Genomic DNA, 22,695 nt, shown 5'->3' with positions numbered 1-22,695 from the left:
CTCTCCCGCTGTCACTGGATGTCGGTGCCGGCCAGGCCGGCAGGCAGCGCCGCCGGCAGCCATGCCTGGCCCGAGAAGGCGCCCATGTGGCCGCCCGTCCGGATCACGAGGCCGCTCGTGTCGACGGCCACCGGCGCGCGCCAGCCGCGCGCCTTGTGGGCGGCCTGAACGCCGGCTGTGTATTGCGGGAAATAGCTGCCGAGCAGCGACGCGAGGTCCGGCATCGTCGGCCCGCGCCACGCGAGGCCGAACACGCTGCCGGCGGCCGACGTGTATTCGTGGATGACGGTGCCCGATCCGAGCGTGATTTCGCGGACGGTATAGCTGGCGGTGCTCGCCTGCACGCCGTCTGCCGACCGCATCGCGCGCTGCAGCGCGCGCACGGTTGCGCCCTGGTCGTCCGCCGGCGGCGACATCGGTGCGCCACCCAGTTCCGCGTGTGCGTGGACGGCCCACAGCACACCCATTGCAGCCGTCGCATGCGCGACGGTCCAGCCCAAGCGTTTCAGCTTCACGTTCCCCCCCAAGGGACTGGCTTCGTTGCCGGCGGCGCCGCCGTCGGGTCCGCGCCGTCAGCCAACTTATGAATCGTACGAATGACGCTACGTTGCTGCTGACGCGTAGTATGCCTGCTGAGTGTGGCGAAGTGTCAATCCGGCGCAGGATCGCGCCGCGCCGCCGGGACGCGGCGCGCACGGGGAAACCGGACGGGAACGGGAATTGGGCGCATCGGGAACCCCGCGGGACGGGGCGCGCCGATGCATTGCGGCAGGGTCAGAAGCCGAGGCTCGCGAGCAGATCGTCGACCTGCCCCTGGTCCTGGACCACGTCGGATTTGCCTTCCGGCGCGATCTGCGGGCCGTTCAACAGCGACTCGGGGCTGCCGGTCGGGCTCATCTGCTCGGCCGCGAGCGCGGCCGCGGTCGCCGCGAACTGTTCGCGCCGCTCGGGCGCGATGTTCTCGACGAGCACGGTGAGGAGCTGCTGCTCGATCAGGTAGACCATGTCCATGATCTTCTTGATCACCTGCCCGGTGAGATCCTGGAAATCCTGCGCGAGCATGATCTCGAGCAACTGCGCGCTGGTCGCCGACGTCGACTCCGGCAGCGCGCGCAGGAACTTGCGCGTATCGTCCATCAGTTCGCGCACTTCCGCGTGCTCGATCGGCGCCGCGTACCACTGCGCCCAGCGCGCGTCGAGCGCCTCGGCCTCGTTCTGGACGCGCTCCTGCATCGGCTTCGCGATCTCGATCGCATTCAGCACGCGCACGGCGGCCTGCTCGGTCATCGTCGCGACGTAGCGCAGCCGGTCGCGCGCATCGGGCACGGCCTCCGCCGCGCGCTCGACATGCTTGTCGAGCCCGAGCTCGCGCATCGAATCGCGCAGCGTGCGCGTAACGTGGCCGATGCGGGCGAGGATGCGGTCGCTCGGGAAATCGGCGCCTTCTGGGTGGCTGTCGGCGCTGAACCCCGCGCCGGCGAGCGCCGCATGGATCGGCTCGTTCACGTCAGCTCCCGGCTTTCGCCATCTTGTCGATGATCTTGTTCAGCTTCTCGTCGAGCGTCGCGGCCGTGAACGGTTTCACGACGTAGCCGCTCGCGCCGGCTTGCGCGGCCGCGATGATGTTCTCCTTCTTCGACTCGGCCGTGACCATCAGCACCGGCAGGTGCGTGAGCGTCGCGTCCGCGCGGATTTCCTTCAGCATCGCGAGGCCGTCGAGGTTCGGCATGTTCCAGTCCGAGATCACGAAGTCGTAGCCGCCGCCGCGCAGCCGCGCGAGGCCGGCCAGGCCGTCCTCGGCCTCGTCGACGTTCGAATAGCCCAGTTCCTTGAGCAGGTTGCGGACGATCCGGCGCATCGTCGGGAAATCGTCCACCACCAGGATTTTCATGCTCTTGTCCATCGTCGTTCCTTTCCAGATTCGTTTCCATCGGGACGCGTATCGTGGCACGCGCCCCGTGACATTCCATTCAAACGCGCTGCACGCGGTCGCCCATCGTCGCCAGGCGCGCCATCACGCGGCGGCTCATGTCGGCGAGCGGCGCGATCTCGTCCGCGCCGCCGAGCGCGATCGCCTCGCGCGGCATCCCGAACACGATGCAGCTTGCTTCGTCCTGCGCGAACGTGTGGGCGCCCGCGCGTTTCATTTCCAGCAGGCCGGCCGCACCGTCGCGGCCCATCCCGGTGAGAATCACGCCGATCGCGTTCTTGCCCGCATGCGTCGCCGCCGAGCGGAACAGCACGTCGACCGACGGGCGGTGCCGGTTCACCGGCGGCTCGTCCGACAGTTGCGCAATATAGTTCGCCCCGCTCCTCGCAAGCAACAGGTGCGCGTGGCCCGGCGCGATATACGCGTGGCCCGGCAGCACGCGCTCGCCGTGCTCGGCTTCCTTCACCGCGATCCGGCACAGGCCGTTCAGCCGCTGCGCGAACGATTTCGTGAAGCCCGGCGGCATGTGCTGCGCGATCAGCACGGCCGGCGCATCCGGCGGCAGCGGCGTCAGCACTTCGCGGATCGCCTCGGTACCGCCCGTCGACGCGCCGATGATGATCAGCTTCTCGGTACTGACGAGCGGGTTGTTGATCATCGGCGCGGCCGCGGGGCTGTCCGCCGCACGCGCGACGGCCTGCGGCTGCGGCGCCTGGCGCACGCGCGCGCGCGACGCCGCGCGGATCTTGTCGGCGAGCTTTTCCGCGTAGTCGAGCATCCCGTCGCGAATCCCGACGCGCGGCTTCGTGACGAAGTCCACCGCGCCGAGTTCGAGCGCGCGCAGCGTGATTTCCGAGCCGCGCTCGGTCAGCGACGACACCATCACGACCGGCATCGGCCGCAGGCGCATCAGCTTCTCGAGGAAGTCGAGGCCGTCCATGCGCGGCATTTCGACGTCGAGCGTGAGCACGTCGGGGTTGTGCTGCTTGATGAGCTCGCGCGCGACGAGCGGATCGGGCGCGGTCGCGCACACCGTCATGTCGGGCTGGCTGTTGATGATCTCGGTCATCAGGCTGCGAATCAGCGCCGAATCGTCGACGCACAATACTTTGATCTTCTGCACAGCGGTCATGCCTCCTGCTTTCTTGATAGGTTCGCCGCGCCCGGGCTCCCGGCATACGGGCTCGCCGCCCGCACGCCGCCGGCCGGCGCCGCGCCGCGCGCGCCGAACAGCTCGATGCGCGGTCGCGCCGGCTGGGGCGCCGCCGCCCGCTTCGCCGTGAACAGCTCGACTTGCGGACGCGGCCGTGCCGCGCGGGCGCGATCGGCCTCGCGGGCAAGCGCGGCTTCGCGCTCGGTGACGCCCGGCACCTGCAGCCGCAGCTTCTTCACCATCGCGCGCCCGCTGTTCGGCATGAACGCGACCTTGCGCGGATGCACGCCCTGCAGGTCTTCCGCCGTGATGCGGATGCGTTCCAGCGCGAGGTAGCGGCGCACGAAATCCGCGTTGCGATCGCCGATGTTGATCGTCGTCATCCCGGCCAGCACGGCCGCGCCGCCGAACACCTTGGCCTCGATGCGCTCGCGCCGCCCGCCGGCCTTGATCAGCTCGTTGATCAGCACTTCCATCGCATATGCACCGTAGCGCATCGATTCCGACGCGGCCGCGCCCGGATCGGCGCCGTCGTCGGGCAGCATGAAGTGGTTCATCCCGCCGATGCGCGCATACGGATCGTGCAGGCACGCGGCGACGCACGAGCCGAGCACGGTCATCAGCACCATGTCCTCGCCCGTCGTGTAGAACTCGTTCGGCAGCAGCTTCACGCCGGGAAGGCCGAAGTGGTTGTCGAAGTAGCGATTGGTCGCGATCGGCAGTGCGCTCATCCGCGATCTCCATAGGCGGGCGCAGCGCCCGCAGCCCGCGCATGCACGGGCGACGGCATCGCGGCCGCCGCAGGTGCCTGCGCGACACGGGGCCGCATGCCCTGCGCGGCGTCGCGTGTCAGTTCGTACACCGTCTGTCCGCGCAGCCGGAACGCCTGCGTCACATACGTGAAGTTTTCCGAATGGCCGGCGAACAGCAGCCCGCCCGGCTTCACGAGCGGCTCGAAGCGCGACAGCACCTGCCCCTGCGTCGGCTTGTCGAAATAGATCATCACGTTGCGGCAGAAGATCGCGTCGAACGGCTTCGCGATCCCGTAGTCCGCATCGGTCAGGTTCAGTTGCTCGAAACGGATCATCGCGCGCAGCTCGGGGCGCACCTTCACGCGGCCGGCCTGCGGGCCCGTGCCCTTCAGGAAGAAGCGCTTGAGCCGCTCCGGCGACAGGTGCTTGACCTGGTCGTACGTATAGATGCCGGCTTCCGCCTTCGCGAGCACCTGCGTGTCGAGATCGGTCGCGAGGATCGATGCGCCGCGTGCCGCCGAGTCGCCGAGCGCCTCGATCAGCGTGATCGCGATCGAATACGGCTCCTCGCCGGTCGACGCCGCCGAGCACCAGACCGACACCGGCGCCGGCCGCCCTTTCACGAAATCCGACAGGATCGGGAAATGGTGCGACTCGCGGAAGAACGCGGTCAGGTTCGTCGTCAGCGCGTTGGTGAACGCTTCCCACTCGAGCGGATCGTCTTCCTGCTCGAGCAGGTCGAGGTAGTCGCGGAACGTGTCGAGGCCGCGCGCACGCAGCCGCCGGGCGAGACGGCTGTACGCCATGTCGCGCTTGTGCTCGGACAGCGAGATCCCCGCGCGTTGATGGATCAGCGCGCGGATGCGTGCGAAATCCGCGCCCGTGAACGCGAAGTCGCGCCCCGGCTCGCCCGCGCGGGGCGAGGCATCCGGTGCATCGGGTCGAAACGGCGCGCGCGCGTGCGGCATGGTTTAGAAGGTCTCCCAGTCGTCGTCGGACGTGCCGGCTGCCGCCAGCGCCGGCTTCTCGCCGTTCAGCGCCGGGCGCACGAGCGCGGGCTTCGCCGCCGGCTTGTCCGCCGGTGCGGCCGACTTCGTGAGGCGCGGGCCATAGCCGCCCGCGGCAGCGCCACGGGAAGCCGGAGCGTCCTTCTGCGTGCGTGCGGCGGTGTCGGCCGCGCGCTTCGGTTCGTGGCTGGCGCCCGATGCAGCGGCACGCGAGGCCGGCGCGGCGCGGCGTGCCGGCTGTGCCGCCGCCTGCGGGGCAGGCAGCGCGGCGACGGGCGCCGCGTCGTAACGCGGCTCCAGCGGCAACGCGGGCGCGGCCGCCGGTTCGTGCGCGACCGGCCGCGCGACACTGCGCGCCGGCGCGAGCACGATGCCGCCCGCGACACGCCAGCCCGACACGATCGCCTTCATCTGGCGCGTCTGCTCCTCGAGCGACGCGGCCGCGGCGGCCGCCTGCTCGACGAGCGCCGCGTTCTGCTGCGTGACCGAATCCATCTGGCCGACCGCGCGGTTGACCTGCTCGATGCCGGTCGACTGCTCGTCCGACGCGGCGCTGATCTCGCCCATGATGTCGGTCACGCGGCGCACGGCCTGCACGATCTCGTCCATCGTCGAGCCCGCGCGCGACACGAGTGCCGACCCGCTTTCGACCTTCCCGGCCGAATCGCCGATCAGCTGCTTGATTTCCTTCGCGGCGCTCGCGCTGCGCTGCGCAAGCGAACGCACCTCGCCCGCGACGACCGCGAAGCCGCGGCCCTGTTCACCCGCGCGCGCGGCTTCGACCGCCGCGTTCAGCGCGAGGATGTTGGTCTGGAACGCGATGCCCTCGATCGTGCCGATGATGTCGACGACCTTGCCCGAGCTCGCCGCGATGTCCTGCATCGTCGACACGACCTGGCCGACCACGTCGCCGCCCTGCGTCGCGATGTCCGACGCATTCACCGCAAGCTGGCTCGCCTGCCGCGCGTTCTCCGCGTTCTGCCGCACGGTGCCCGTCAGCTGCTCCATGCTCGACGCGGTTTCCTGCAGCGACGCGGCCTGCTCCTCGGTACGCTGCGACAGGTCGATGTTGCCGGTCGCGATCTCGCGCGCGCCGACGTCGATCGACTCGGTGCCGCGATGCACGGCCTGCACCATCGTCGTGACGGCGTCCTGCATCCGCTTGATGCCGCCGAACAGGCGGCCGATCTCGTTCGTGCTGAACACGTTCACCGGCTGCGTGAGGTCGCCGCCGGCGATGCGCTCGAAGTGCGCGATCGCGTCCTCGAGCGGCTGCACGATCAGCCCGCGCAGCGCGAAGCGGATCGCGATCACGACGACGAACGCGATCGCGATGCCGGCCGCGATCAGCGCGACCATCAGCGAGATCTGCGACTGCGTCGTGGCCTGGCGCTCTTCCGCGCGCTTCTGCAGCGACGCGACCACGGCCGACGCGGCCTGGTCGTACGCAACGAACATCGGGCTGATCTTGGTGTCGGCGATCGCGTGGTACCCGGCCATGTCGCCCGCGCGCGCGGCCGCGAACTCGGGCTCGACGCCTTCCTTCACGATCGTCGTATAGCGTGCGGTGAGCTCGTCGACGAGCCCCTGCTCGACGCCGAGCTTCGGCGTCGACTGGAACGCCTGCCAGTTCTGGTTCGACTTCGTGTACAGCTCCTGCGCACGGTCGAGCACCTTGGCCGCTTCGGCCGTGTTGCCGGCTTCCGTCAGCGAGCGGAAGCGGTCGAGCGACACGCGTGCGCGCAGCAGGTACGACGACGTATCGTCGAGCGTATGGATCGCCGGCAGGTCGACGTGCGCAATCTCGTCGAGCGAGCGGCTCGCGTGATTCAGCGCGTAGAGGCCGAGCCCGCCGACCGCGGCGGCCAGGCACACGAGGATGAGTCCGACCGCCGTGAGCGTCGTGCGAATCGACCAGTTATGCAACATTGCAGCTTCTCCCGAAATTACTGCGCGCGCGGCGCGCTTACCCGCCGAGCGTCTCGATCAGCGCCATTTCACGGCTCGACATCAGCTTCTCGATGTCCATCAGGATCAGCATCCGGCCGTCGACCGTGCCAAGACCCGTCAGGTACTCGGTCGTCAGCGTCGCGCCGAATTCCGGCGCCGGCATGATCTGGTCGGTCTGCAGCGTCAGCACGTCCGACACGCCGTCGACCACCATCCCGACCACGCGGTTCGACACGTTCAGGATGATCACGACGGTCTGGTGGTCGTACTCGACGCGGCCGAGATGGAACTTGATCCGCATGTCGACGATCGGCACGATGATCCCGCGCAGGTTGATCACGCCCTTGATGAACTCCGGCGCGTTCGCGATGCGCGTGACGCTGTCGTAGCCGCGGATCTCCTGCACCTTCAGGATGTCGATCCCGTATTCCTCGTCGCCGAGCGTGAACACGAGGAATTCCTGGCCCGTCGCGTCGCCTTGCGCCGCGTCGCGGCGGCTGGTTGCCGCGTTCGCCGCGGCCGGATTGATCATTTGGACTTCAGCAGACACGGTTGCCCCCAATCGGTTGATGGCGAGAGTCAGAACATCGCGAGCTCGGCGCCGGCACGGGCGCCGTGCGTCGCACGGGTTTCACGGTTCAGCGCCGCGACGTCGACGATCAGCGCGACGCTGCCGTCGCCGAGAATGGTCGCCGCCGAGATGCCGTGCACCTTGCGGTAGTTGGTTTCGAGGTTCTTCACGACCACCTGCTGCTGGCCAACCAGTTCGTCGATCAGCATCGCGAAGCGGCGTCCCTCGGTTTCCATGATCGTGACGATCCCCTGCGTCGGGTCGGTGCGCGCGTCCTCCACCGAGAACACCTCGTGCAGCGCGACGAGCGGCAGGTATTCGCCGCGCACGCGCACCACGCGCTCGCCGTTGCCGACCGTGTAGATGTCGTCGGTCGACGGCTGCAGCGACTCCATCACGAAGTTCAGCGGCAGGATGAAGATCTCGTTGCCGACCTTCACCGACATCCCGTCGAGGATCGCGAGCGTGAGCGGCAGCACGATCCGCGTGGTCGTGCCGCGGCCGGCCAGCGACGTGATCTCGACGTGGCCGCCCATCGACTGGATGTTGCGCTTCACGACGTCCATCCCGACACCGCGGCCCGACACGTCGGTCACCGTCTCGGCGGTCGAGAAGCCCGGCGCGAAGATCAGTTGCCAGACTTCGTCGTCGCTGATGTTGTCGGACACCTGCATCCCCTGCTTCGCGGCCTTCGCGAGGATCCGCTCGCGGTTCAGGCCTGCGCCGTCGTCGCTCACCTCGATCACGATGTTGCCGCCGTGATGCGCGGCCGACAGCACGAGCTGGCCGACCGCGTCCTTGCCGGCGGCGACGCGCCTGTCGACGGTTTCGATCCCGTGGTCGAGGCTGTTGCGCACGAGGTGCGTGAGCGGATCGATGATCCGTTCGATCAGGCTCTTGTCGAGCTCGGTCGCCTGGCCGAACGTGACGAGCTCGACCTGCTTGCCGAGCTTGCCGGCGAGGTCGCGCACGAGGCGCGGGAAGCGGCTGAACACGTAGTCCATCGGCATCATGCGGATCGACATCACGGCTTCCTGCAGGTCGCGCGCGTTGCGCTCGAGCTGCGCCATCCCGTTGAACAGGCGGTCGTGCAGCGCCGGATCGAACGCGCTCGCGGTCTCCGCGAGCATCGCCTGCGTGATCACGAGTTCGCCGACGAGGTTGATCAGCTGGTCGACCTTCTCGACGCCGACGCGGATCGAGCTGCCTTCGGCGCCCGATGCGGCCGCGGCGGCCGGACGCGCACGCTTGTCGTCGTGATGCGCGGCGGCCGGTGCGGCGTGTTCGGCCGGCTGCGGTTGAGCGTGTTGCTGCGGCTGCGCGGCGGCGGCGGCGGCCGGCTCGGCCGGTGCCGGTGCGGCCGGCTGCGGCGCGGCGGCCGGCGGCGCGAACACCTCGACGCGCGCGGGTTGCGCGGCGGCGGGCGGTTCCGCAGCCACGGCCGCGGCGTCCTGCGCGGCGGCCGGTGCCGCCGGTGCGGCCGGCGCCGTGCCGTGCGCAACGCGGATCTGGCTTTCGTCGATCACGAAACAGCACACGGCGACGATGTCGTCGGACGGCACGTCCGACTCGACCCACAGCGACAGGTCGGCGCCCGCTTCCTCGCGGCCGACGATTCGGCCGAGGTTGCCGAGCTCTTCGGTAAGCAGCGCCTGGTCCTTCGCGTCGACGCCCACCAGCGTGATCTTCAGGTGCGGGCCGCCGGCGTCATCCGCCGGATGCGCGGCCGCGACGGCCTGCTCGACCACATGGTCGGGCGCGCGGTCGCTGCCGGCAGCAGGTTCCACGGCCGCGGCGACCGGCGCGGCAGGCGCGGGCGCGGCGACCGCCGCCGGCGCCCCCGCGCCGCTCTCGGCCTTCAGCCGCTCGAGCTTCGCGCACATCGTCGCGGCGGCGGCCGCGTCCGGTTCGGCGCTCGCGCGGTAGTCCGCGAGCTGGTCGGACAGCACGTCCTTGGTTTCCAGGAACGCGTCGACCATGTCCTTGGTCAGCGTCAGCTCATGGTTGCGCGCGCGGTCGAGCAGCGATTCGAGGATGTGCGTCGTATCGGTCAGCGCGGAAAAGCCGAACGTCGCCGCGCCGCCCTTGATCGAATGCGCGGCGCGAAAGATCGCGGCCAGGTCTTCGGGGTCGGGCGAGTCGACGTCGAGGTTCAGCAGCAGCTGCTCCATCTGCGCGAGCAACTCGTCCGCTTCGTCGAAAAAGGTCTGGTAGAACTGAGTGATGTCGAGAGTCATGCCCGGTCACCGGTTGAATTCGTCGCGTTCATGTCAGGAGGCGGCCGGCTCGGACAGCGTCGCGACCAGGTCGACCAGCACGGCCGGGTCGATCGGCTTTTCGATCCAGCCGGTCGCGCCCGCGTCGCGCGCGGCGTCCTTGAAGGCATCGCTGCCCTCGGTCGTCAGCACGAGGATCGGCGTGTCCGCATACGCGGTCAGCTTGCGCAGCGCGGCGATCACCTCGAGCCCGTTCTTGCGCGGCATGTTCTGGTCGGTCAGCACCAGGTCGTACGGCGCGGTTGCGGCCATGTCGAAGCCGGCTTCGCCGTCCGGCGCCACCGTCACGTCATAGCCGGCCTGTGCAAGCGTCGCCTGCAGCAGTGCGCGCATGGTCGCGGAGTCGTCGATGGCGAGAATGGTTCGGATCATGTCTGTCTCGGAAGCTGGTCTTGTCGATGTCAGGGTTTCGGTACGGCGACGGCGGATGCCGCGAGCGCGGGGCGCACGGCCGGCGCCGCGCTGCCGAGCTGCTGCGCGAGCTGCTTCGAGCCGGCCGCGTCGGCCGACAGCGTCGTGGTCGTTGCGTCGTCGCGCATCAGCGCCTCTTCGGATTTACGGTTCAACACGATCACGCTGATCCGGCGGTTTTCCGGATCGAGCGGATCGGCCTTGTTCAGGTTCTGCGTCGACGCGAGGCCGAGCACGCGCAGCACTTTCGCCTCGTCCATGCCGCCGGAAATCAGCTCGCGGCGCGACGCGTTCGCGCGGTCGGCCGACAGCTCCCAGTTGCTGTAGCCGCCCTCGCCGCCCGCGTACGGCACGGCGTCGGTATGGCCCTGGACGATGATCCGGTTCGGCACGTCGTTCAGCGTCTTGCCGATCTCGCGCAGGATGTCGCGCATGTACGGCTCGACGCGGTCGCTCGACATCGCGAACATCGGCCGCTTCTGTGTATCGACGATCTCGATGCGCAGCCCCATCAGCGTCGAATCGATGCGGATCTGCTGCTTGAACTGGCGCAGCGTCGGGTTGGCCTCGATCGCCGCCATCAGCTTGATCTGCAGGTCGTGCAGGCGCGTCTGCTCGAGCCGGTCCTGCGCGCCCTGCGCCTGCGAGCGCGTGTTGTTGTCGCCGGTCTTCGCGATGCGATCGGCGAGCTGCGTCGTGCCGTCAGTGCGGCGCAGCGTGCCGGCATCGGCGCTCGACAGGTCGCGACCGCCGGCGTTGAGGATGCTGGAGTCCTGCGAATTGCGGTCGCCGCTGCCGAGCAGCGCGGCCTTCAGCGGCGTGTTGAAGTATTCGGCGATCCCCTTCAGCTGCACCGGCGTGACCGAGCTCAGCAGCCACATCAGCAGGAAGAACGCCATCATCGCGGTCATGAAGTCCGCATACGCGAGCTTCCATGCGCCGCCGTGATGGCCCTTCTTCGCCGGGGCCACCCGCTTGACGACGATCGCGCGATCCTTGCTCTTGCTCATCGGGCGCTCCGCGTCACTTCGCCTTCACGCGGCGCACGTGCTCTTCGAGCTCCGAGAACGACGGGCGCTCGGTCGAGAACAGCACCTTGCGACCGAACTCGACCGCAATCGCCGGCGCATAGCCGTTCAGCGTCGCGAGGATCGTCACCTTGATGCACTGGAACATCTTGGTCGACTCGGCGACGCGCTGCTCCGCGAGGCTCGCGAGCGGCCCGATCAGCCCGTACGACAGCAGGATCCCGAGGAACGTGCCGACCAGCGCCTGCGCGATCATCGCGCCGAGCACCGCGGGCGGCTTGTCGGCCGAGGCCATCGTGTGCACGACGCCCATCACGGCCGCGACGATCCCGAACGCCGGCATCGCGTCGCCGACGCGCATCAGCGCGTGCGCCGGGCCTTCGCCTTCCGCGTGGTGCGTCTCGATCTCCTCGTCCATCAGGCTCTCGATCTCGAACGCGTTCATGTTGCCGCCCACCATCAGGCGCAGGTAGTCGGTCAGGAATTCGACGATGTGATGATCGGCGAGGATCTTCGGGTATTGCGTGAAGATCGGGCTCTTTTGCGGATCGTCGATGTCGGCCTCGAGCGTCAGCGTGCCTTCCTTGCGTGCCTTCGCGAGCAGCACGTAGAGCAGCGCCATCAGCTCCATGTAGACGTCCTTCGTGTACTTCGAGCCCTTGAAGAGCGTCGGCAGCACGCGCAGCGTCGCCTTGATGGTCTTGCCGCCGTTGCCGAGGATGAACGCGCCGACGCCGGCGCCCGCGATCATCAGGATCTCGACGGGCTGGATCAAGGCGCCCAGATGCCCGCCTGCCAGCGCATAACCGCCGAAGACGGACAACAGCGTCACGAGAGTTCCCACGATAATCAGCACTGCCTGTCCCTCACGATAGACCGGCGGGAAGACCGCCGTTAAACAGGTTTACGGCAGTCGGCAGGAAAACTTTCGCGGCCGCCCGGCGGCGGCCCGACGGTGTTTACCAGCAATTCGCAGACGATTCGCGCGGCCCGCGGGCGCCTGAGCGCCCCGCCCGGCGGCGCTCAGGCCGCGGCAGCAGCCAGTTCGGCGCGTGCGGCGGCAGCCTTGCGGGTCTTGCCCGCGCGCGACGGCGGCTGGCACAGGCCGCACACGAAACCTTGATGCGGATCATGCGCATGCGCGACGAAGTGGCCGCCGCAGCGCGTGCACGGGGTCATCTGCAGCATCCCCGAATCGAAGAAGCGCACGAGCGTCCATGCGCGCGTGAGGCTCAGCGCGGCCTCGTCGCCGGACAGGTTCACGTGCTCCAGATAGAGCCGGTACGCCTTCACGATCGACTGGATCGGCTCGCAACGGCCGTGGTCCTGCATGAACCGGTAGATGTTGTAGAACAGCGACGAGTGGATGTTCGGCTGCCACGTCATGAACCAGTCGGTCGAGAACGGCAGCATCCCCTTCGGCGGCGATACGCCCTTCAGTTCCTTGTACAGCTTGATCAGACGGTCCCGCGACAGGCTCGTCTCCGCTTCCAGCAGCTGCAGCCGGGCGCCCAGTTCGATCAGTTCGATGGCGAGGGTGATTTCCTTCACCTCGATCACGACGCTTTTGCTTGCCATGGTGATAACCGTCCGCTTGACGTTGTTCGGATGGATGGCCAATACGCTGCCTGCCGGCGCGGCACGCCGGGACACAACGCAAGGCGGGATGGATCAGCGGACGCCTTCGACCTGCTGCCCGGCCATCAGGATGGCCGAGTGGGCGTGCGCGACGACATCGCTGCGGCCCTTGTCGGCGAGCGACGACAGCAGCGCGTGATCATCGAAGCGGAAACGGCACAGCATCTGGTTCGACGCAGCCAGCTTCACGGTCTGTGCGAGCGTGAGGTTGGCGAGCACGTCGGCGAGTTCCTGGGAAATGCCCATGCGGAACATGCCCATCGCCTTGTCTTCCCGCAGCAGTCGTTGCGCGAGGAGGAGGTACGACAGGTTGACCTCTTTGATCTCACTGAGCATTTCGCTGGTAGCGCTCATGATTCCCCCGTTAAAGAGCTTTGCTTTGGCCATTCGTGTTATGAAAACGTTTGCTCGTTCGGAGCGCTCTTGGCGCTCGGTCGGCTCGTTTATAGTCTTACAGGGCGAATTTTGGCCAAACGGCATTTATGCCGGTATCAGCGAAGTGGCGTATGCCATGCAGGATTTGTCTGTAAACCGTGTAGGAATTTTTCCGACAAAGCGAATTGAAAGGAGCAATCGGAAAAACGGGTTGCAACGCGGTTTCGGTTGCGAGGCGCCCGATGGCCGCCGCGCGGTGGCGGAAGGCTTGCCGGCAAGGCTGCCGACAATCGGATCGGTAAAAATTATAGTGCTTTTTCACGATAGCGCAACAATAGTTGCGGCCATCTCGCTTCACGATTCCGCGCCCTTTTTCTCGGGGTTTTCGCGTATTTCATCGTGTAACAAGCCTTAAGTGTTTGAAAAAACACTCGAACCCCTCAGGGCGATATCGATAATGGACTCCAATGGGCGGCGGCGCGAGCCGTGCCGGCCCGCCCCGCAGCTTGCCGTCCGGCGCCCCGCGCACCCCGCCCAGGGCCCGGCCACGTACCGCCAAACGCGGGCGTCGGCGAGTTCCGCAACGTTGGATGGGATCCACAGCGGCGCCACGGCGCCCACGGATCGAAACCGGAGAACACCCATGCGAATTGCCCAGATCGCGCCGCTTTACGAAGCCGTTCCGCCGAAACTCTACGGCGGCACCGAGCGTGTCGTGTCCTACCTCACCGAGGCGCTCGTCGAACTCGGCCATGACGTGACGCTGTTCGCCAGCGGCGACTCCGTCACGTCGGCCCGTCTCGAGGCGGCGTGGCCGCGCGCACTGCGGCTCGACCCGTCGATCCGCGATTCGATGGCGCCCCACATGCGGCTCCTCGAGCAGGTCGCCCGGGTCGCGCACGAATTCGACGTGCTGCACTTCCACCTCGACTACCTGCCGTTCCCGCTGATGTCGCGCCTCGATACGCCGTACGTGACGACGCTGCACGGCCGCCTCGACCTGCCGGAGCTGCAGCCGGTGTTCGACGCGTTCCCGGACGCGCCGGTCGTGTCGATCTCGAACAACCAGCGCAAGCCGCTGCCGCAGGCCGCGTGGGCCGGCACCGTGTATCACGGGCTGCCCGACACGCTGCTCAAGCCGCAGCCGGGCGTGAAGCCCGAATACCTCGCGTTCCTCGGCCGGATCTGCCCCGAAAAGCGGGTCGACACCGCGATCCGGATCGCCGCGCAAAGCGGGCTGCCGCTGAAGATCGCCGCGAAGGTCGACAAGGCCGACGCCGACTATTTCAAGGAAGTGATCGAACCGCTGCTCGGCGAGGCGCACGTCGAGTTCATCGGCGAGATCAACGAGGCGCAGAAACCTGCGTTCCTGTCCGGCGCGAAGGCGCTGCTGTTCCCGATCGACTGGCCGGAGCCGTTCGGCCTGGTGATGATCGAGGCGATGGCCTGCGGCACGCCGGTCGTCGCGTTCAATCGCGGCTCGGTGCCGGAAGTGATCGAGGACGGCGTGACCGGCTTCATCGTCGAGGACGTGCAGGGCGCGGTCGGTGCGCTGCACCGGATCGACACGCTGTCGCGCACCGCGATCCGCCAGCGTTTCGACACGCGTTTCAGCTCGAAGGCAATGGCGCAGCGTTATGTGGAAACTTACGAATCGCTTTGCACGGCGACCAAGCAACCGGTATTGCGCCGGGTCGCGGGCGCCTGATACGGAAATCCGCGCCGAAATATTCGGTAAAATCCGCGCCGAAATCGGCGCGCAAAACAAAAGAGCCGCATCGTCGATGCGGCTCTTTCTATCTGGCTTTCAGTCATTCGATCGCGAAACGCTCGCGGTTTTTCCCGACGATCCAATTCGGCGGCTTGCCGCGCCCGCTCCAGGTTGCACCCGACTTCGGATCGCGGTACTTCGGCGGCAGCGGCGCCTTCTTCGGGGGGCGCCCGCGCCGTGCCCGCTCCGCGAACCCCAGGTCCTGGGCCGTCAGGCCGTATTCGGCAATCATTCGCTGGACGTCGGCAATCACCGCCGCCACTTCCTGGCGGCGTACGTCGTCCGCCTGGGCCTGCAGATCGGCGATCTGCGCCTTGAGTTTCGCGTATTGAGACATTTTTCGACTCCCCTTTTCGATGATGCGGCCCCGGCGAATCCGGCCGGGACACCAACATCCGTTACGCCATCCGCACTGCCGCCCTGCCCTTCGAAATAAATGCTGTCATCTTTAACCGAATCGTCTATATCGAGAATGCGGACTTATTCTAATAAAAGGCATTCGTCAGCCATTCAAATTTAACAATCGTTGACCCTCCCGGACCCGATTCATTTCCTATAATCCAGACCAATTCCGGGCGATGGAATAAATCCGCAGTGTCGTCCGGCGGTCTTCAACCCACTTGGACGAGGTCCTTACATGAATCTTTCTCAGCGTCTCGCTGCAGAGGTATTCGGCACGTTCTGGCTGGTGCTCGGCGGGTGCGGAAGCGCCGTGCTGGCCGCCGCCTTTCCGGGCCTCGGCATCGGCTTTGCCGGCGTCGCACTTGCCTTCGGCCTGACCGTGCTGACGATGGCATTCGCAATCGGCCACATCTCGGGTTGCCACCTGAATCCGGCGGTGAGCGTCGGTCTGACGGTCGCCGGCCGCTTCCCGGCACGCGATCTCGCGCCGTACATCGTCGCGCAGGTCGTTGGCGCGACGCTCGGCGCGTTCGTGCTGTACCTGATCGCGACCGGCAAGCCGGGCTTCGACGTCGTCGGCAGCGGCTTTGCGACGAACGGCTTCGGCGATCGCTCGCCCGGCCACTACTCGCTGACCGCATCGTTCATCTGCGAAGTCGTGATGACGGGCTTCTTCCTGTTCGTGATCCTCGGCGCGACCGACAAGCGCGGTGTGCCGGCCGGCTTTGCGCCGATCGCGATCGGCCTGTGCCTGACGCTGATTCACCTGATCTCGATCCCGGTCACCAACACGTCGGTGAACCCGGCGCGCTCGACCGGCCCGGCGCTGTTCGTCGGCGGCGACGCGATCGGCCAGCTCTGGCTGTTCTGGGTGGCGCCGCTGATCGGCGCGGTACTCGCCGGGATCATTTACCCGCTGGTCGCCGGGCGTGACGACGCCGTCGACCTGCTGCCGGCATCGGCTCGCACAAGCGAATAAAACACTACGGGGTCAAGCGAGCAGAGCAGCGAGCCTCACGCTGTCCAAGAACATCGAGGCAGGCAATTTCGACGGGCGCCCCTGGCGCCCGTTTTTCATTTCCGCTCGGGAAACGCGCGCGGGGCCGGGCGCTCAGGAAGCGGCGACGTTGCCCTCGAGCGAGAACAGCGTGCGCAGGTGGCGGGCAACGCCCGCATCGAAGTTGTTGCCGATCCGCGGGATGTGCGGCAGCCGCGCGACCAGGTCGGGGTTCGCGTTGTTCATCATGAACGCGTGACCGGCGGTTTCGAGCAGGTCGATGTCGTTCATGTTGTCGCCGAACGCGATGCAGTGGCCGGTATCGACGCCGAGCCGCGCGAGCACCGTACGCAGCGCGCGGCCTTTCGACACGTTCGCGGTCATCACTTCGAGACAGTCGGGCAGCGAGTACGTGACGTACAGCGCATCGCCGAAACGCACGCGCATCTGCTCGGCGACCACGGCCAGATCGGCCGGCTCGCCGATATACAGCACCTTCGCGATATCGGCGCCGTCATGCGCGGCCATGTCGATCACGTCGTACCGGAAGCCCGAATCCTGGTGGAAATCGAGCAGGTGCGGCGCATCGCGGTCGATCAGCCAGCCGTCGTTGGTGAACAGGTTGACGATCACGCGGCCGTGCGCGCCGCTGACGTCCGGCTGCACGAGGCCGCGCACGATCGCGGGATCGATGTCCTGCGCGTGGATCGTCGTGTCGTCCGGCGCGTGCACGCGCGCGCCGTTCGACGTGATCAGGTACGGCCGGATGCCGAGCACGTCGCGAATGCCGGCGACGTCCGCATAATGGCGCCCCGTCGCGATCACGAACTGCAGGCCGTCGCGGTCGAGCCGGCGGACGGTGTCGATCGTGTACGGGTCGAGCTGGTGGTCGCTGTTCAGCAGCGTACCGTCGAGATCGGTGGCGATAACTTTGTACATGGGACGGGAGAATGGCGCTCAGGGCTCTGCGGAATCGCCATTTTAACGTCGTGCCCGGCGGCGCGCCGGACGGTTCCCCGCCAGGTGCCGCCTTCGAGGCTGCTGCGACGCGCCGCCACCCCGCCCCATCCCGGCTTCAGCCGCCTTCCGCCGCCCGCAGCGCCTGCAGCGCGAGCCGCAGCGCGCCATGCGCCGAATCGTCGAGCGGCGCGCGCAGCCGGGCGGCGTGACGCGCCGGCACGACCGGTGCGAGCGCGTCGGCCAGCCCGCCGCACAGCGCGACCGGGAGCGCCTGCTGCGGATCGAGCGCATCGATCATCTTGCCGATCTCGTCGCCGGCCTGCGCGATCAGCGCGCCGGCGACCGGATGCGTGCGATGCGCGAATACGATCGGCGCGAGGCGCGCGTAGATTGTCTGGTTCGCATCGCACGACCACTGGACGAGCGCGTCGCGATCCTGCGCGCCCGTTTCCGCGAGCAGCGCATCGGCAAACGCGTCGCGCGGCACGCGGCCGTCGAGCGCCTGTTGCGCGTACGCGAGCGCGCGCACGCCGAGCCACGCGCCGCTCGCCTCGTCGCCGGACGGAAAGCCGAAGCCGCCCGCGATCCGGCACGCGCCGGCCGCGTCGAGCGCCGCCGCGATGCTGCCGGTGCCGAGCGCGACGATGAGCCCCGGCGCGCCGCCGTGCGCACCGACGACGGTCGTATATGCGTCGCTCTCGATCGCGAGCGCGCCGAGCGGCGCCTGCGCGCGGAACGCGGCCAGCCACGCCGCGTTGTTGACGCCCGCGAGCCCGCAGCCGAGCGCGCACTGCGGCCAGTTGAACGCGAAGCCGGCCTGCGTGAACGCATCCGCGCACGCGGCGCCGATCGACGCCCATGCGCGCTCGATGCCGAGGCCGAGACCCGACGGGCCGCCGCGCCCCTGAGCGAGCTCGCGCCCGTGCCGGTCGGCCAGCACCGCGCGCGTACCCGTGCCGCCGCCGTCGATGCCGATCGCAAAAAGTAATGCCGCCATGCCTTCATCCTGCTGATTCGAACAGGCGCCAAGCTTAACCGGATCGGCGCCGCGCGCCCATCTGCCGTTCGGCCTGCTATCCCGCGAAAAGGGCTTCCGCTATGCTGGCGCGATCGAATCGACACTGAAAACGAGGTAGACGATGTCGCAGCGGTGCAACTGGGTGAAGACGGAAGCGGACGCTCACTATCACGATACCGAGTGGGGCGTGCCGTCGCACGACGATCGCCACCTGTTCGAAATGCTGATCCTGGAGGGTGCACAGGCCGGGCTGTCGTGGTCGACGATCCTGAACAAGCGTTCGGGCTATCGCGAAGCGTTCGCGGATTTCGACGTCGACGCCGTCGCGCGCTTCACGCCGAAGCGCATCGAGAAGCTGCTGGAGAATCCGGGCATCGTGCGCAACCGCGCGAAGGTCGAATCGGCGGTGACCAACGCTCGCGCCGTGCAGCGCATCCGCGAGGAGCACGGGTCGCTCGCCGCGTTCCTGTGGTCGTTCGTCGGCAACACGCCGGTCCAGAATGCGTGGCAGTCATACCGCGACGCGCCCGCGTCGACCGAGCAGTCCGACGCGCTCAGCAAGGCGCTGAAGGCATACGGCTGCAAGTTCGTGGGTTCGACGATCTGCTATGCGCTGATGCAGGCGACCGGCATGGTCAACGACCACGAGGTCGACTGCCCGTGCCACGCGCCATGCGCGGCGCTCGGCGGCAAGCAGCCGGCACGGAAGCGCAACGCGGGCTGAGGGCGCCGGCGCAAGCCGGGGGCCCATCCGGCACGGCTGCCTCGCGGCAGTGGGGCGCCGCCCGCTTACCGCGCGGCGCGCGATGACGCCGGTACGACCGGCCGCGCGCTTCGCGCGGCCCGCGCGCGCGCGCTGCGCTTCTTCACCCAGATGCAGATCCCGGTCACGCTCAGCATCGCGATCACGACGCCGAGCACGCTCACCGCGATCCGTCCCGCCACACCGGCAATCCGCCCCGAGTGCAGCGGAAACTGCGCCTGCATGAACAGGTCGCCGGCCGAACCGCGGCCCGGCACCAGGGCCGCGACGGGCTTGCCGGTCACCGCACTCCAGTACAGCCACGCGTTACCGAGCCCGACGTCGCCGTGGTCGTTGCCGGGCGTGAAGAACCCGACCGCATAGGCGTTCATCGCCGGGGCGAACAGCAGCGCGCCGGGCGGCGCGGTGATCCCCGCGTCGCGCCCGGCCGAGCGCGCGATCTCGACGATCCGCTCGCGCGACAGCACCTGGCTGCCCGGCGGGGCCGGCGGGAAATGTTCGGGATTCGTATACGGCGTCTCGGCGAGCGGCGAAACCTGCGAGACCAGCGGGCGCACGACCGGAACGGCGAGGTTCATCGAGATCGATGTGACCGCAACGACCAGCAGCAGCCCCCACACCCACACGCCGCCCGAGCGGTGCAGGTCGAACACGAGCGGATATCCGCCGCGCCGCACGCGGAACGCGAACGACTTGCGCCAGCTTTTCAGGTTCGGAAACGCGAGCACCAGCGCGATCAGGCAGTCGGCCGCCCACACGATGCCGACGACACCCATCGCCCAGAACCCGAAGTCGATCCCGCGGTACTCGGGCAGGAACAGCGAGTAGTGCAGCCGGTAGATGAACGGCATCAGGTCGAGCCGCGCGAGCGACAGCGCGCCCCATTCGCGGCGGCCCTGCACCACGCCGGTCGCGGGATCGACGGCGATCTGGCTGAAGCCGAGCGCGTACGGCTGGCCGGTCGCCGGATCGGTACGCGGCATCACGCTCGCCTGCAGCGTGTGGCCCGGTTCGACCGCGAGCGGCAGATAAGTCACCTGCACACGCGGATCGGCGGCCTCGATGCGCGCCGCGAGTTCGAGCGGTGCAAGCGGCGCGGCGCCGCTGCGCGCGGCGTAGAAATCCGGATTCAGCGCCGCGTCGAGCTCGTGGTCCCACGCAATCAGCGCGCCGGTGAGCCCCGCGACGAACAGGAACAGCGCGATGGCGAGCCCGAACCAGCGATGCAGGCGGACGAAAAACGGTCGCAGGAACGCATTCATCGCGTGCGCAGCGACAGGAAGGCGGGCCGGCAGATGCGGCGGCCCCGGTTCGACGGAAGACAGGTCATGTGATGTCAAACGCCGCGCAAGCGCCGTCCGGCCGCGCCCAGGCGAGGCCGGATGCCCTTGTGCGCGGCGTGGAAATGTTGCGCGGTCGGCGGGTTTTGATACGATGCGCAACATTTTAACTCAATGCGAATGATTCTTACTTGCATTTTTGCTCACCCGTCATGATCGCCAGCCTCGCCCGTCCTCCCGTCCGTCCACGCCGTGTGGCCGCCGCCCTCGCCTGCCTTGCCGCCTCGCTCGCGCACGCGGACGATTCACCCGGCGACGCCGCGGTGCTGCCGGCCCTCAACATCACGGCCGCGCACGATTCGCCGCAACACCTGACCGACACGATCTCGACCGGCGCACTCGGCACGCGCCGCCAGCTCGACACGCCGTTCTCGACGACGATCGTCACGCAGGAAGAGCTCGAGGCGCGCCAGCCATACAAGCTCGGCGACGTGTTCGCGAACGACGCAGCGGTGTCCGACAACAGCGGCGCGTACGGCGCATGGGCAAGCTACATGACCGTGCGCGGCATGCAGCTCGACTGGCAGAACGGCTTCAAGATCGACGGGCTGCCGTTCGTCACGTACGGGATCACGATGCCGTACGAGCAGCTCGAGCGCGTCGAGCTGCTGAAGGGGCTCGGCGGCTTCCTGTACGGCTTCGTGACGCCGGGCGGCGTCGTGAACTACGTGACGAAGCAGCCGGGCGCCGAGCCCGTGCGCAGCGTCGACGTCGGCTACCGCAGCACCAACGTGTGGACCGAACACGTCGATCTCGGCCAGCGCTTCGGGCCGAACAACATGTTCGGCGCGCGGCTGAACGCGACGCACGAGGAAGGCAAGACGTACAACGACGGCAACATCCGCCGCGACAGCGTATCGCTCGCGCTGCAGGCGAACCTGACGCGCGACCTGTCGGTATCGTTCGGCGCGCTGTACCAGGACCGCCGCACGACCGGCCAGACGCCGTCGATCTTTACCGGCAGCTATCCGGGCGGCGCGCTGCCCGCGACGATCAGCGGCGGGTCGACGAACCTCGGCGGCAAGGACCAGTACCTGAACACGAACCTGCAGCTCTATACGGCCGGGTTGCAATACCAGCTCGCGCCCGACTGGCAGCTCGACGTCGCGTACAGCTACAGCAAGGCGACGCGCCGCCGCAACGAAAGCACGCTGTACCTGCAGGACGCAGCCGGGAACTACACCGACAGCCGCTACGTCGGCATGGAGGATCACCGCTTCAGCCAATGGCGCGCGATGGTCGAGGGCAAGGTGCGCACGGGCCCGTTCAGCCACCAGATCGTGCTCGGCGCATCGTGGCAGAAGCAGGCGAACGACTACTCGGCGAACAGCGTGTTCGTGCCGCTCGGCGCCGGCAACCTCTACGCGCCGAATCCGTACCGCTATGAAAGCCCGCACGGCTTCATCCAGTACCGCACGAGCGAGATCGTGCAGAAATCGCTGTTCGCGAGCGACACCGTGCAGCTCACCGGGCGCTGGTCGGTGCTCGCCGGCGTGCGTTACATGAATTACGAGCAGCGCTCGTTCCAGGCGAGCGGCGCCGAGGACCCCGGCTATCGCCAGAACGGCGTGGTGACGCCGACCTTCGCCGTGATGTTCAAGCTCGCGCCGACGACCACGGCCTACGCAAGCTACGCCGAATCGCTCGAGCCGGGCAGCCGCGTGAACGACGTCTACGCGAACGCGGGCCAGGTGCTCAAGCCGTTGCGCAGCAAGCAATACGAGCTCGGGATCAAGAGCGAGCACGCGCGCGGGAGCGCGACGGCCGCGCTGTTCCGCATCGAGCGCAGCGCCGAATATGCGAACGCCGCGAACGTCTACGTGCAGGACGGCGAATCGATCATCCAGGGCATCGAGGTCGGTGCGCGCGCGAAATTCGGCGCGCACTGGAACGCGGGGGTCGACGCGATGCTGCTCGACGCGTGGTACGCGAACGGGATCGGCAACAACGGCAACCGTGTTGCAGGCGCGCCGCGCTTCGTGCTGGCCGGCGACCTCGGTTATGCGGTGCCGGGCGTGCCGGGGCTGACGCTCGGCGTCGACGCGAAATTCACCGGCGCGACGCCGCTGCGCGCGGCCGGCGGCCTCGATGCGCCGGGTTTTCTGGTCGTCAACGCAGGCGCGCGCTACCTGACGCGGGTCGGCCGCCACGACGTGACGCTGCGCGCGTCGATCGACAACGTGCTGAACCGCCGCTACTGGGAATACCAGTACGCGGACTACGTCAAACCGGGCGACCCGCGCACGGTGAGCCTGAGCGCGAAAATCGACTTCTGAGCGCCGCGCCGGCGGTTGGCGGCCGCCGGCGATCAGTCGGAACGCCCGCCAAAGCCGCACCGCGGCGGCCTCGGGAT

Annotated in this window: 23 protein-coding genes; 5 read left to right on the top strand and 18 right to left on the bottom strand. The window is 68.0% G+C overall.

All coding sequences use genetic code 11. The annotated features are described in order from the left end of the window. Positions 1-11: 11 nt before the first annotated feature. The 14 genes from OHZ10_RS01100 to flhD form a co-directional block, all read right to left on the bottom strand. Positions 12-515, bottom strand: coding sequence for a DUF2844 domain-containing protein (locus OHZ10_RS01100; protein WP_059232695.1), 504 nt, complete (start codon positions 513-515; stop codon positions 12-14). Between the two features lie 259 nt (positions 516-774). Then, a complete protein-coding gene (gene cheZ / locus OHZ10_RS01095) occupies positions 775-1,506 on the bottom strand; it encodes a protein phosphatase CheZ (RefSeq protein WP_059232696.1) in 732 nt (243 codons plus the stop codon). A gap of 1 nt (position 1,507) precedes the next feature. Then, positions 1,508-1,903: a chemotaxis response regulator CheY gene (gene cheY / locus OHZ10_RS01090; protein ID WP_006485893.1), complete on the bottom strand. Its 396-nt coding sequence runs from the start codon at positions 1,901-1,903 to the stop codon at positions 1,508-1,510. A gap of 67 nt (positions 1,904-1,970) precedes the next feature. Beyond that, positions 1,971-3,062, bottom strand: a complete 1,092-nt coding sequence (locus OHZ10_RS01085; protein WP_059232697.1) for a protein-glutamate methylesterase/protein-glutamine glutaminase — start codon at positions 3,060-3,062, stop codon at positions 1,971-1,973. Then, positions 3,059-3,814: a chemoreceptor glutamine deamidase CheD gene (gene cheD, locus OHZ10_RS01080; protein ID WP_342703394.1), complete on the bottom strand. Its 756-nt coding sequence runs from the start codon at positions 3,812-3,814 to the stop codon at positions 3,059-3,061. The genes OHZ10_RS01085 and cheD overlap by 4 nt, the downstream gene beginning before the upstream one ends. Further along, positions 3,811-4,803, bottom strand: a complete 993-nt coding sequence (locus tag OHZ10_RS01075; protein WP_059232699.1) for a CheR family methyltransferase — start codon at positions 4,801-4,803, stop codon at positions 3,811-3,813. Before OHZ10_RS01075 ends, cheD begins: the two co-directional genes overlap by 4 nt. A 3-nt stretch (positions 4,804-4,806) precedes the next feature. Continuing rightward, complete coding sequence (locus OHZ10_RS01070; RefSeq protein ID WP_059232700.1) at positions 4,807-6,771, bottom strand: methyl-accepting chemotaxis protein; 1,965 nt, start codon at positions 6,769-6,771, stop codon at positions 4,807-4,809. Between the two features lie 37 nt (positions 6,772-6,808). Continuing rightward, positions 6,809-7,324 carry a chemotaxis protein CheW gene (cheW, locus tag OHZ10_RS01065; protein WP_059232701.1) on the bottom strand — a complete coding sequence of 172 codons (516 nt, stop codon included), beginning with the start codon at positions 7,322-7,324 and terminating at the stop codon, positions 6,809-6,811. A 47-nt stretch (positions 7,325-7,371) separates the two neighbouring features. Further along, the gene (gene cheA / locus OHZ10_RS01060; RefSeq protein ID WP_342703391.1) at positions 7,372-9,600 is read right to left on the bottom strand and encodes a chemotaxis protein CheA; all 2,229 of its coding nucleotides are present in this window, start codon (positions 9,598-9,600) and stop codon (positions 7,372-7,374) included. A gap of 33 nt (positions 9,601-9,633) precedes the next feature. Further along, entirely contained in the window at positions 9,634-10,011 is a 378-nt protein-coding gene (locus OHZ10_RS01055) for a response regulator (protein ID WP_034188085.1), read from the bottom strand. Positions 10,012-10,040: 29 nt separating this feature from the next. Further along, on the bottom strand, positions 10,041-11,060 hold the full coding sequence (gene motB / locus OHZ10_RS01050) for a flagellar motor protein MotB (RefSeq protein ID WP_059232703.1): 1,020 nt from the start codon (positions 11,058-11,060) through the stop codon (positions 10,041-10,043). A gap of 13 nt (positions 11,061-11,073) precedes the next feature. Beyond that, positions 11,074-11,934: a flagellar motor stator protein MotA gene (gene motA, locus OHZ10_RS01045; protein WP_006482649.1), complete on the bottom strand. Its 861-nt coding sequence runs from the start codon at positions 11,932-11,934 to the stop codon at positions 11,074-11,076. A 167-nt stretch (positions 11,935-12,101) separates the two neighbouring features. Beyond that, positions 12,102-12,656, bottom strand: a complete 555-nt coding sequence (gene flhC / locus OHZ10_RS01040) for a flagellar transcriptional regulator FlhC (RefSeq protein WP_034209584.1) — start codon at positions 12,654-12,656, stop codon at positions 12,102-12,104. Between the two features lie 93 nt (positions 12,657-12,749). After that, complete coding sequence (gene flhD, locus OHZ10_RS01035; RefSeq protein WP_011350590.1) at positions 12,750-13,070, bottom strand: flagellar transcriptional regulator FlhD; 321 nt, start codon at positions 13,068-13,070, stop codon at positions 12,750-12,752. On the opposite strand from flhD, the gene OHZ10_RS01030 reads away from it, so the two are divergent. Both OHZ10_RS01030 and OHZ10_RS01025 read left to right on the top strand, forming a co-directional pair. Continuing rightward, positions 13,069-13,506, top strand: coding sequence for a hypothetical protein (locus OHZ10_RS01030; RefSeq protein ID WP_226196786.1), 438 nt, complete (start codon positions 13,069-13,071; stop codon positions 13,504-13,506). The genes flhD and OHZ10_RS01030 overlap by 2 nt on opposite strands. Before the next feature lie 228 nt (positions 13,507-13,734). After that, positions 13,735-14,799, top strand: coding sequence for a glycosyltransferase family 4 protein (locus tag OHZ10_RS01025; RefSeq protein WP_340623714.1), 1,065 nt, complete (start codon positions 13,735-13,737; stop codon positions 14,797-14,799). Positions 14,800-14,902: 103 nt separating this feature from the next. Here OHZ10_RS01025 and OHZ10_RS01020 read toward each other — a convergent pair whose 3' ends face one another. Further along, on the bottom strand, positions 14,903-15,199 hold the full coding sequence (locus tag OHZ10_RS01020; RefSeq protein WP_059232705.1) for an H-NS histone family protein: 297 nt from the start codon (positions 15,197-15,199) through the stop codon (positions 14,903-14,905). A gap of 300 nt (positions 15,200-15,499) precedes the next feature. On the opposite strand from OHZ10_RS01020, the gene aqpZ reads away from it, so the two are divergent. Further along, positions 15,500-16,243, top strand: coding sequence for an aquaporin Z (aqpZ, locus tag OHZ10_RS01015; protein ID WP_006477345.1), 744 nt, complete (start codon positions 15,500-15,502; stop codon positions 16,241-16,243). 132 nt (positions 16,244-16,375) lie between these two features. Here the strand turns inward: aqpZ and OHZ10_RS01010 are convergent, their stop codons facing one another. Continuing rightward, positions 16,376-17,200 carry a Cof-type HAD-IIB family hydrolase gene (locus OHZ10_RS01010; RefSeq protein WP_342703386.1) on the bottom strand — a complete coding sequence of 275 codons (825 nt, stop codon included), beginning with the start codon at positions 17,198-17,200 and terminating at the stop codon, positions 16,376-16,378. 136 nt (positions 17,201-17,336) lie between these two features. After that, positions 17,337-18,218, bottom strand: coding sequence for a BadF/BadG/BcrA/BcrD ATPase family protein (locus OHZ10_RS01005; protein WP_059232707.1), 882 nt, complete (start codon positions 18,216-18,218; stop codon positions 17,337-17,339). 142 nt (positions 18,219-18,360) lie between these two features. On the opposite strand from OHZ10_RS01005, the gene OHZ10_RS01000 reads away from it, so the two are divergent. Beyond that, a complete protein-coding gene (locus tag OHZ10_RS01000; RefSeq protein WP_059232708.1) occupies positions 18,361-18,963 on the top strand; it encodes a DNA-3-methyladenine glycosylase I in 603 nt (200 codons plus the stop codon). Between the two features lie 65 nt (positions 18,964-19,028). Here the strand turns inward: OHZ10_RS01000 and OHZ10_RS00995 are convergent, their stop codons facing one another. After that, on the bottom strand, positions 19,029-20,264 hold the full coding sequence (locus OHZ10_RS00995; RefSeq protein WP_342703385.1) for a PepSY-associated TM helix domain-containing protein: 1,236 nt from the start codon (positions 20,262-20,264) through the stop codon (positions 19,029-19,031). Positions 20,265-20,494: 230 nt separating this feature from the next. Between OHZ10_RS00995 and OHZ10_RS00990 the strand changes: the two genes are divergently transcribed. Continuing rightward, positions 20,495-22,618, top strand: coding sequence for a TonB-dependent receptor (locus OHZ10_RS00990; protein ID WP_342703384.1), 2,124 nt, complete (start codon positions 20,495-20,497; stop codon positions 22,616-22,618). Positions 22,619-22,695 lie beyond the last annotated feature (77 nt).

The organism is Burkholderia arboris (genome assembly GCF_038723655.1).
GTDB lineage: Bacteria > Pseudomonadota > Gammaproteobacteria > Burkholderiales > Burkholderiaceae > Burkholderia > Burkholderia arboris.
This window is presented reverse-complemented; position numbering and strand designations above follow the sequence as displayed.

Coding starts and splice junctions, on each gene's coding strand:
- cheY (WP_006485893.1), bottom strand. CDS start 1,903: ATGGACAAGAGCATGAAAATCCTGGTGGTGGACGATTTCCCGACGATG.
- OHZ10_RS01085 (WP_059232697.1), bottom strand. CDS start 3,062: ATGACCGCTGTGCAGAAGATCAAAGTATTGTGCGTCGACGATTCGGCG.
- cheD (WP_342703394.1), bottom strand. CDS start 3,814: ATGAGCGCACTGCCGATCGCGACCAATCGCTACTTCGACAACCACTTC.
- OHZ10_RS01075 (WP_059232699.1), bottom strand. CDS start 4,803: ATGCCGCACGCGCGCGCGCCGTTTCGACCCGATGCACCGGATGCCTCG.
- OHZ10_RS01070 (WP_059232700.1), bottom strand. CDS start 6,771: ATGTTGCATAACTGGTCGATTCGCACGACGCTCACGGCGGTCGGACTC.
- cheW (WP_059232701.1), bottom strand. CDS start 7,324: ATGATCAATCCGGCCGCGGCGAACGCGGCAACCAGCCGCCGCGACGCG.
- cheA (WP_342703391.1), bottom strand. CDS start 9,600: ATGACTCTCGACATCACTCAGTTCTACCAGACCTTTTTCGACGAAGCG.
- OHZ10_RS01055 (WP_034188085.1), bottom strand. CDS start 10,011: ATGATCCGAACCATTCTCGCCATCGACGACTCCGCGACCATGCGCGCA.
- motB (WP_059232703.1), bottom strand. CDS start 11,060: ATGAGCAAGAGCAAGGATCGCGCGATCGTCGTCAAGCGGGTGGCCCCG.
- flhC (WP_034209584.1), bottom strand. CDS start 12,656: ATGGCAAGCAAAAGCGTCGTGATCGAGGTGAAGGAAATCACCCTCGCC.
- OHZ10_RS01030 (WP_226196786.1), top strand. CDS start 13,069: ATGATTCCCCCGTTAAAGAGCTTTGCTTTGGCCATTCGTGTTATGAAA.
- flhD (WP_011350590.1), bottom strand. CDS start 13,070: ATGAGCGCTACCAGCGAAATGCTCAGTGAGATCAAAGAGGTCAACCTG.
- OHZ10_RS01025 (WP_340623714.1), top strand. CDS start 13,735: ATGCGAATTGCCCAGATCGCGCCGCTTTACGAAGCCGTTCCGCCGAAA.
- OHZ10_RS01020 (WP_059232705.1), bottom strand. CDS start 15,199: ATGTCTCAATACGCGAAACTCAAGGCGCAGATCGCCGATCTGCAGGCC.
- aqpZ (WP_006477345.1), top strand. CDS start 15,500: ATGAATCTTTCTCAGCGTCTCGCTGCAGAGGTATTCGGCACGTTCTGG.
- OHZ10_RS01010 (WP_342703386.1), bottom strand. CDS start 17,200: ATGTACAAAGTTATCGCCACCGATCTCGACGGTACGCTGCTGAACAGC.
- OHZ10_RS01005 (WP_059232707.1), bottom strand. CDS start 18,218: ATGGCGGCATTACTTTTTGCGATCGGCATCGACGGCGGCGGCACGGGT.
- OHZ10_RS01000 (WP_059232708.1), top strand. CDS start 18,361: ATGTCGCAGCGGTGCAACTGGGTGAAGACGGAAGCGGACGCTCACTAT.
- OHZ10_RS00995 (WP_342703385.1), bottom strand. CDS start 20,264: ATGAATGCGTTCCTGCGACCGTTTTTCGTCCGCCTGCATCGCTGGTTC.
- OHZ10_RS00990 (WP_342703384.1), top strand. CDS start 20,495: ATGATCGCCAGCCTCGCCCGTCCTCCCGTCCGTCCACGCCGTGTGGCC.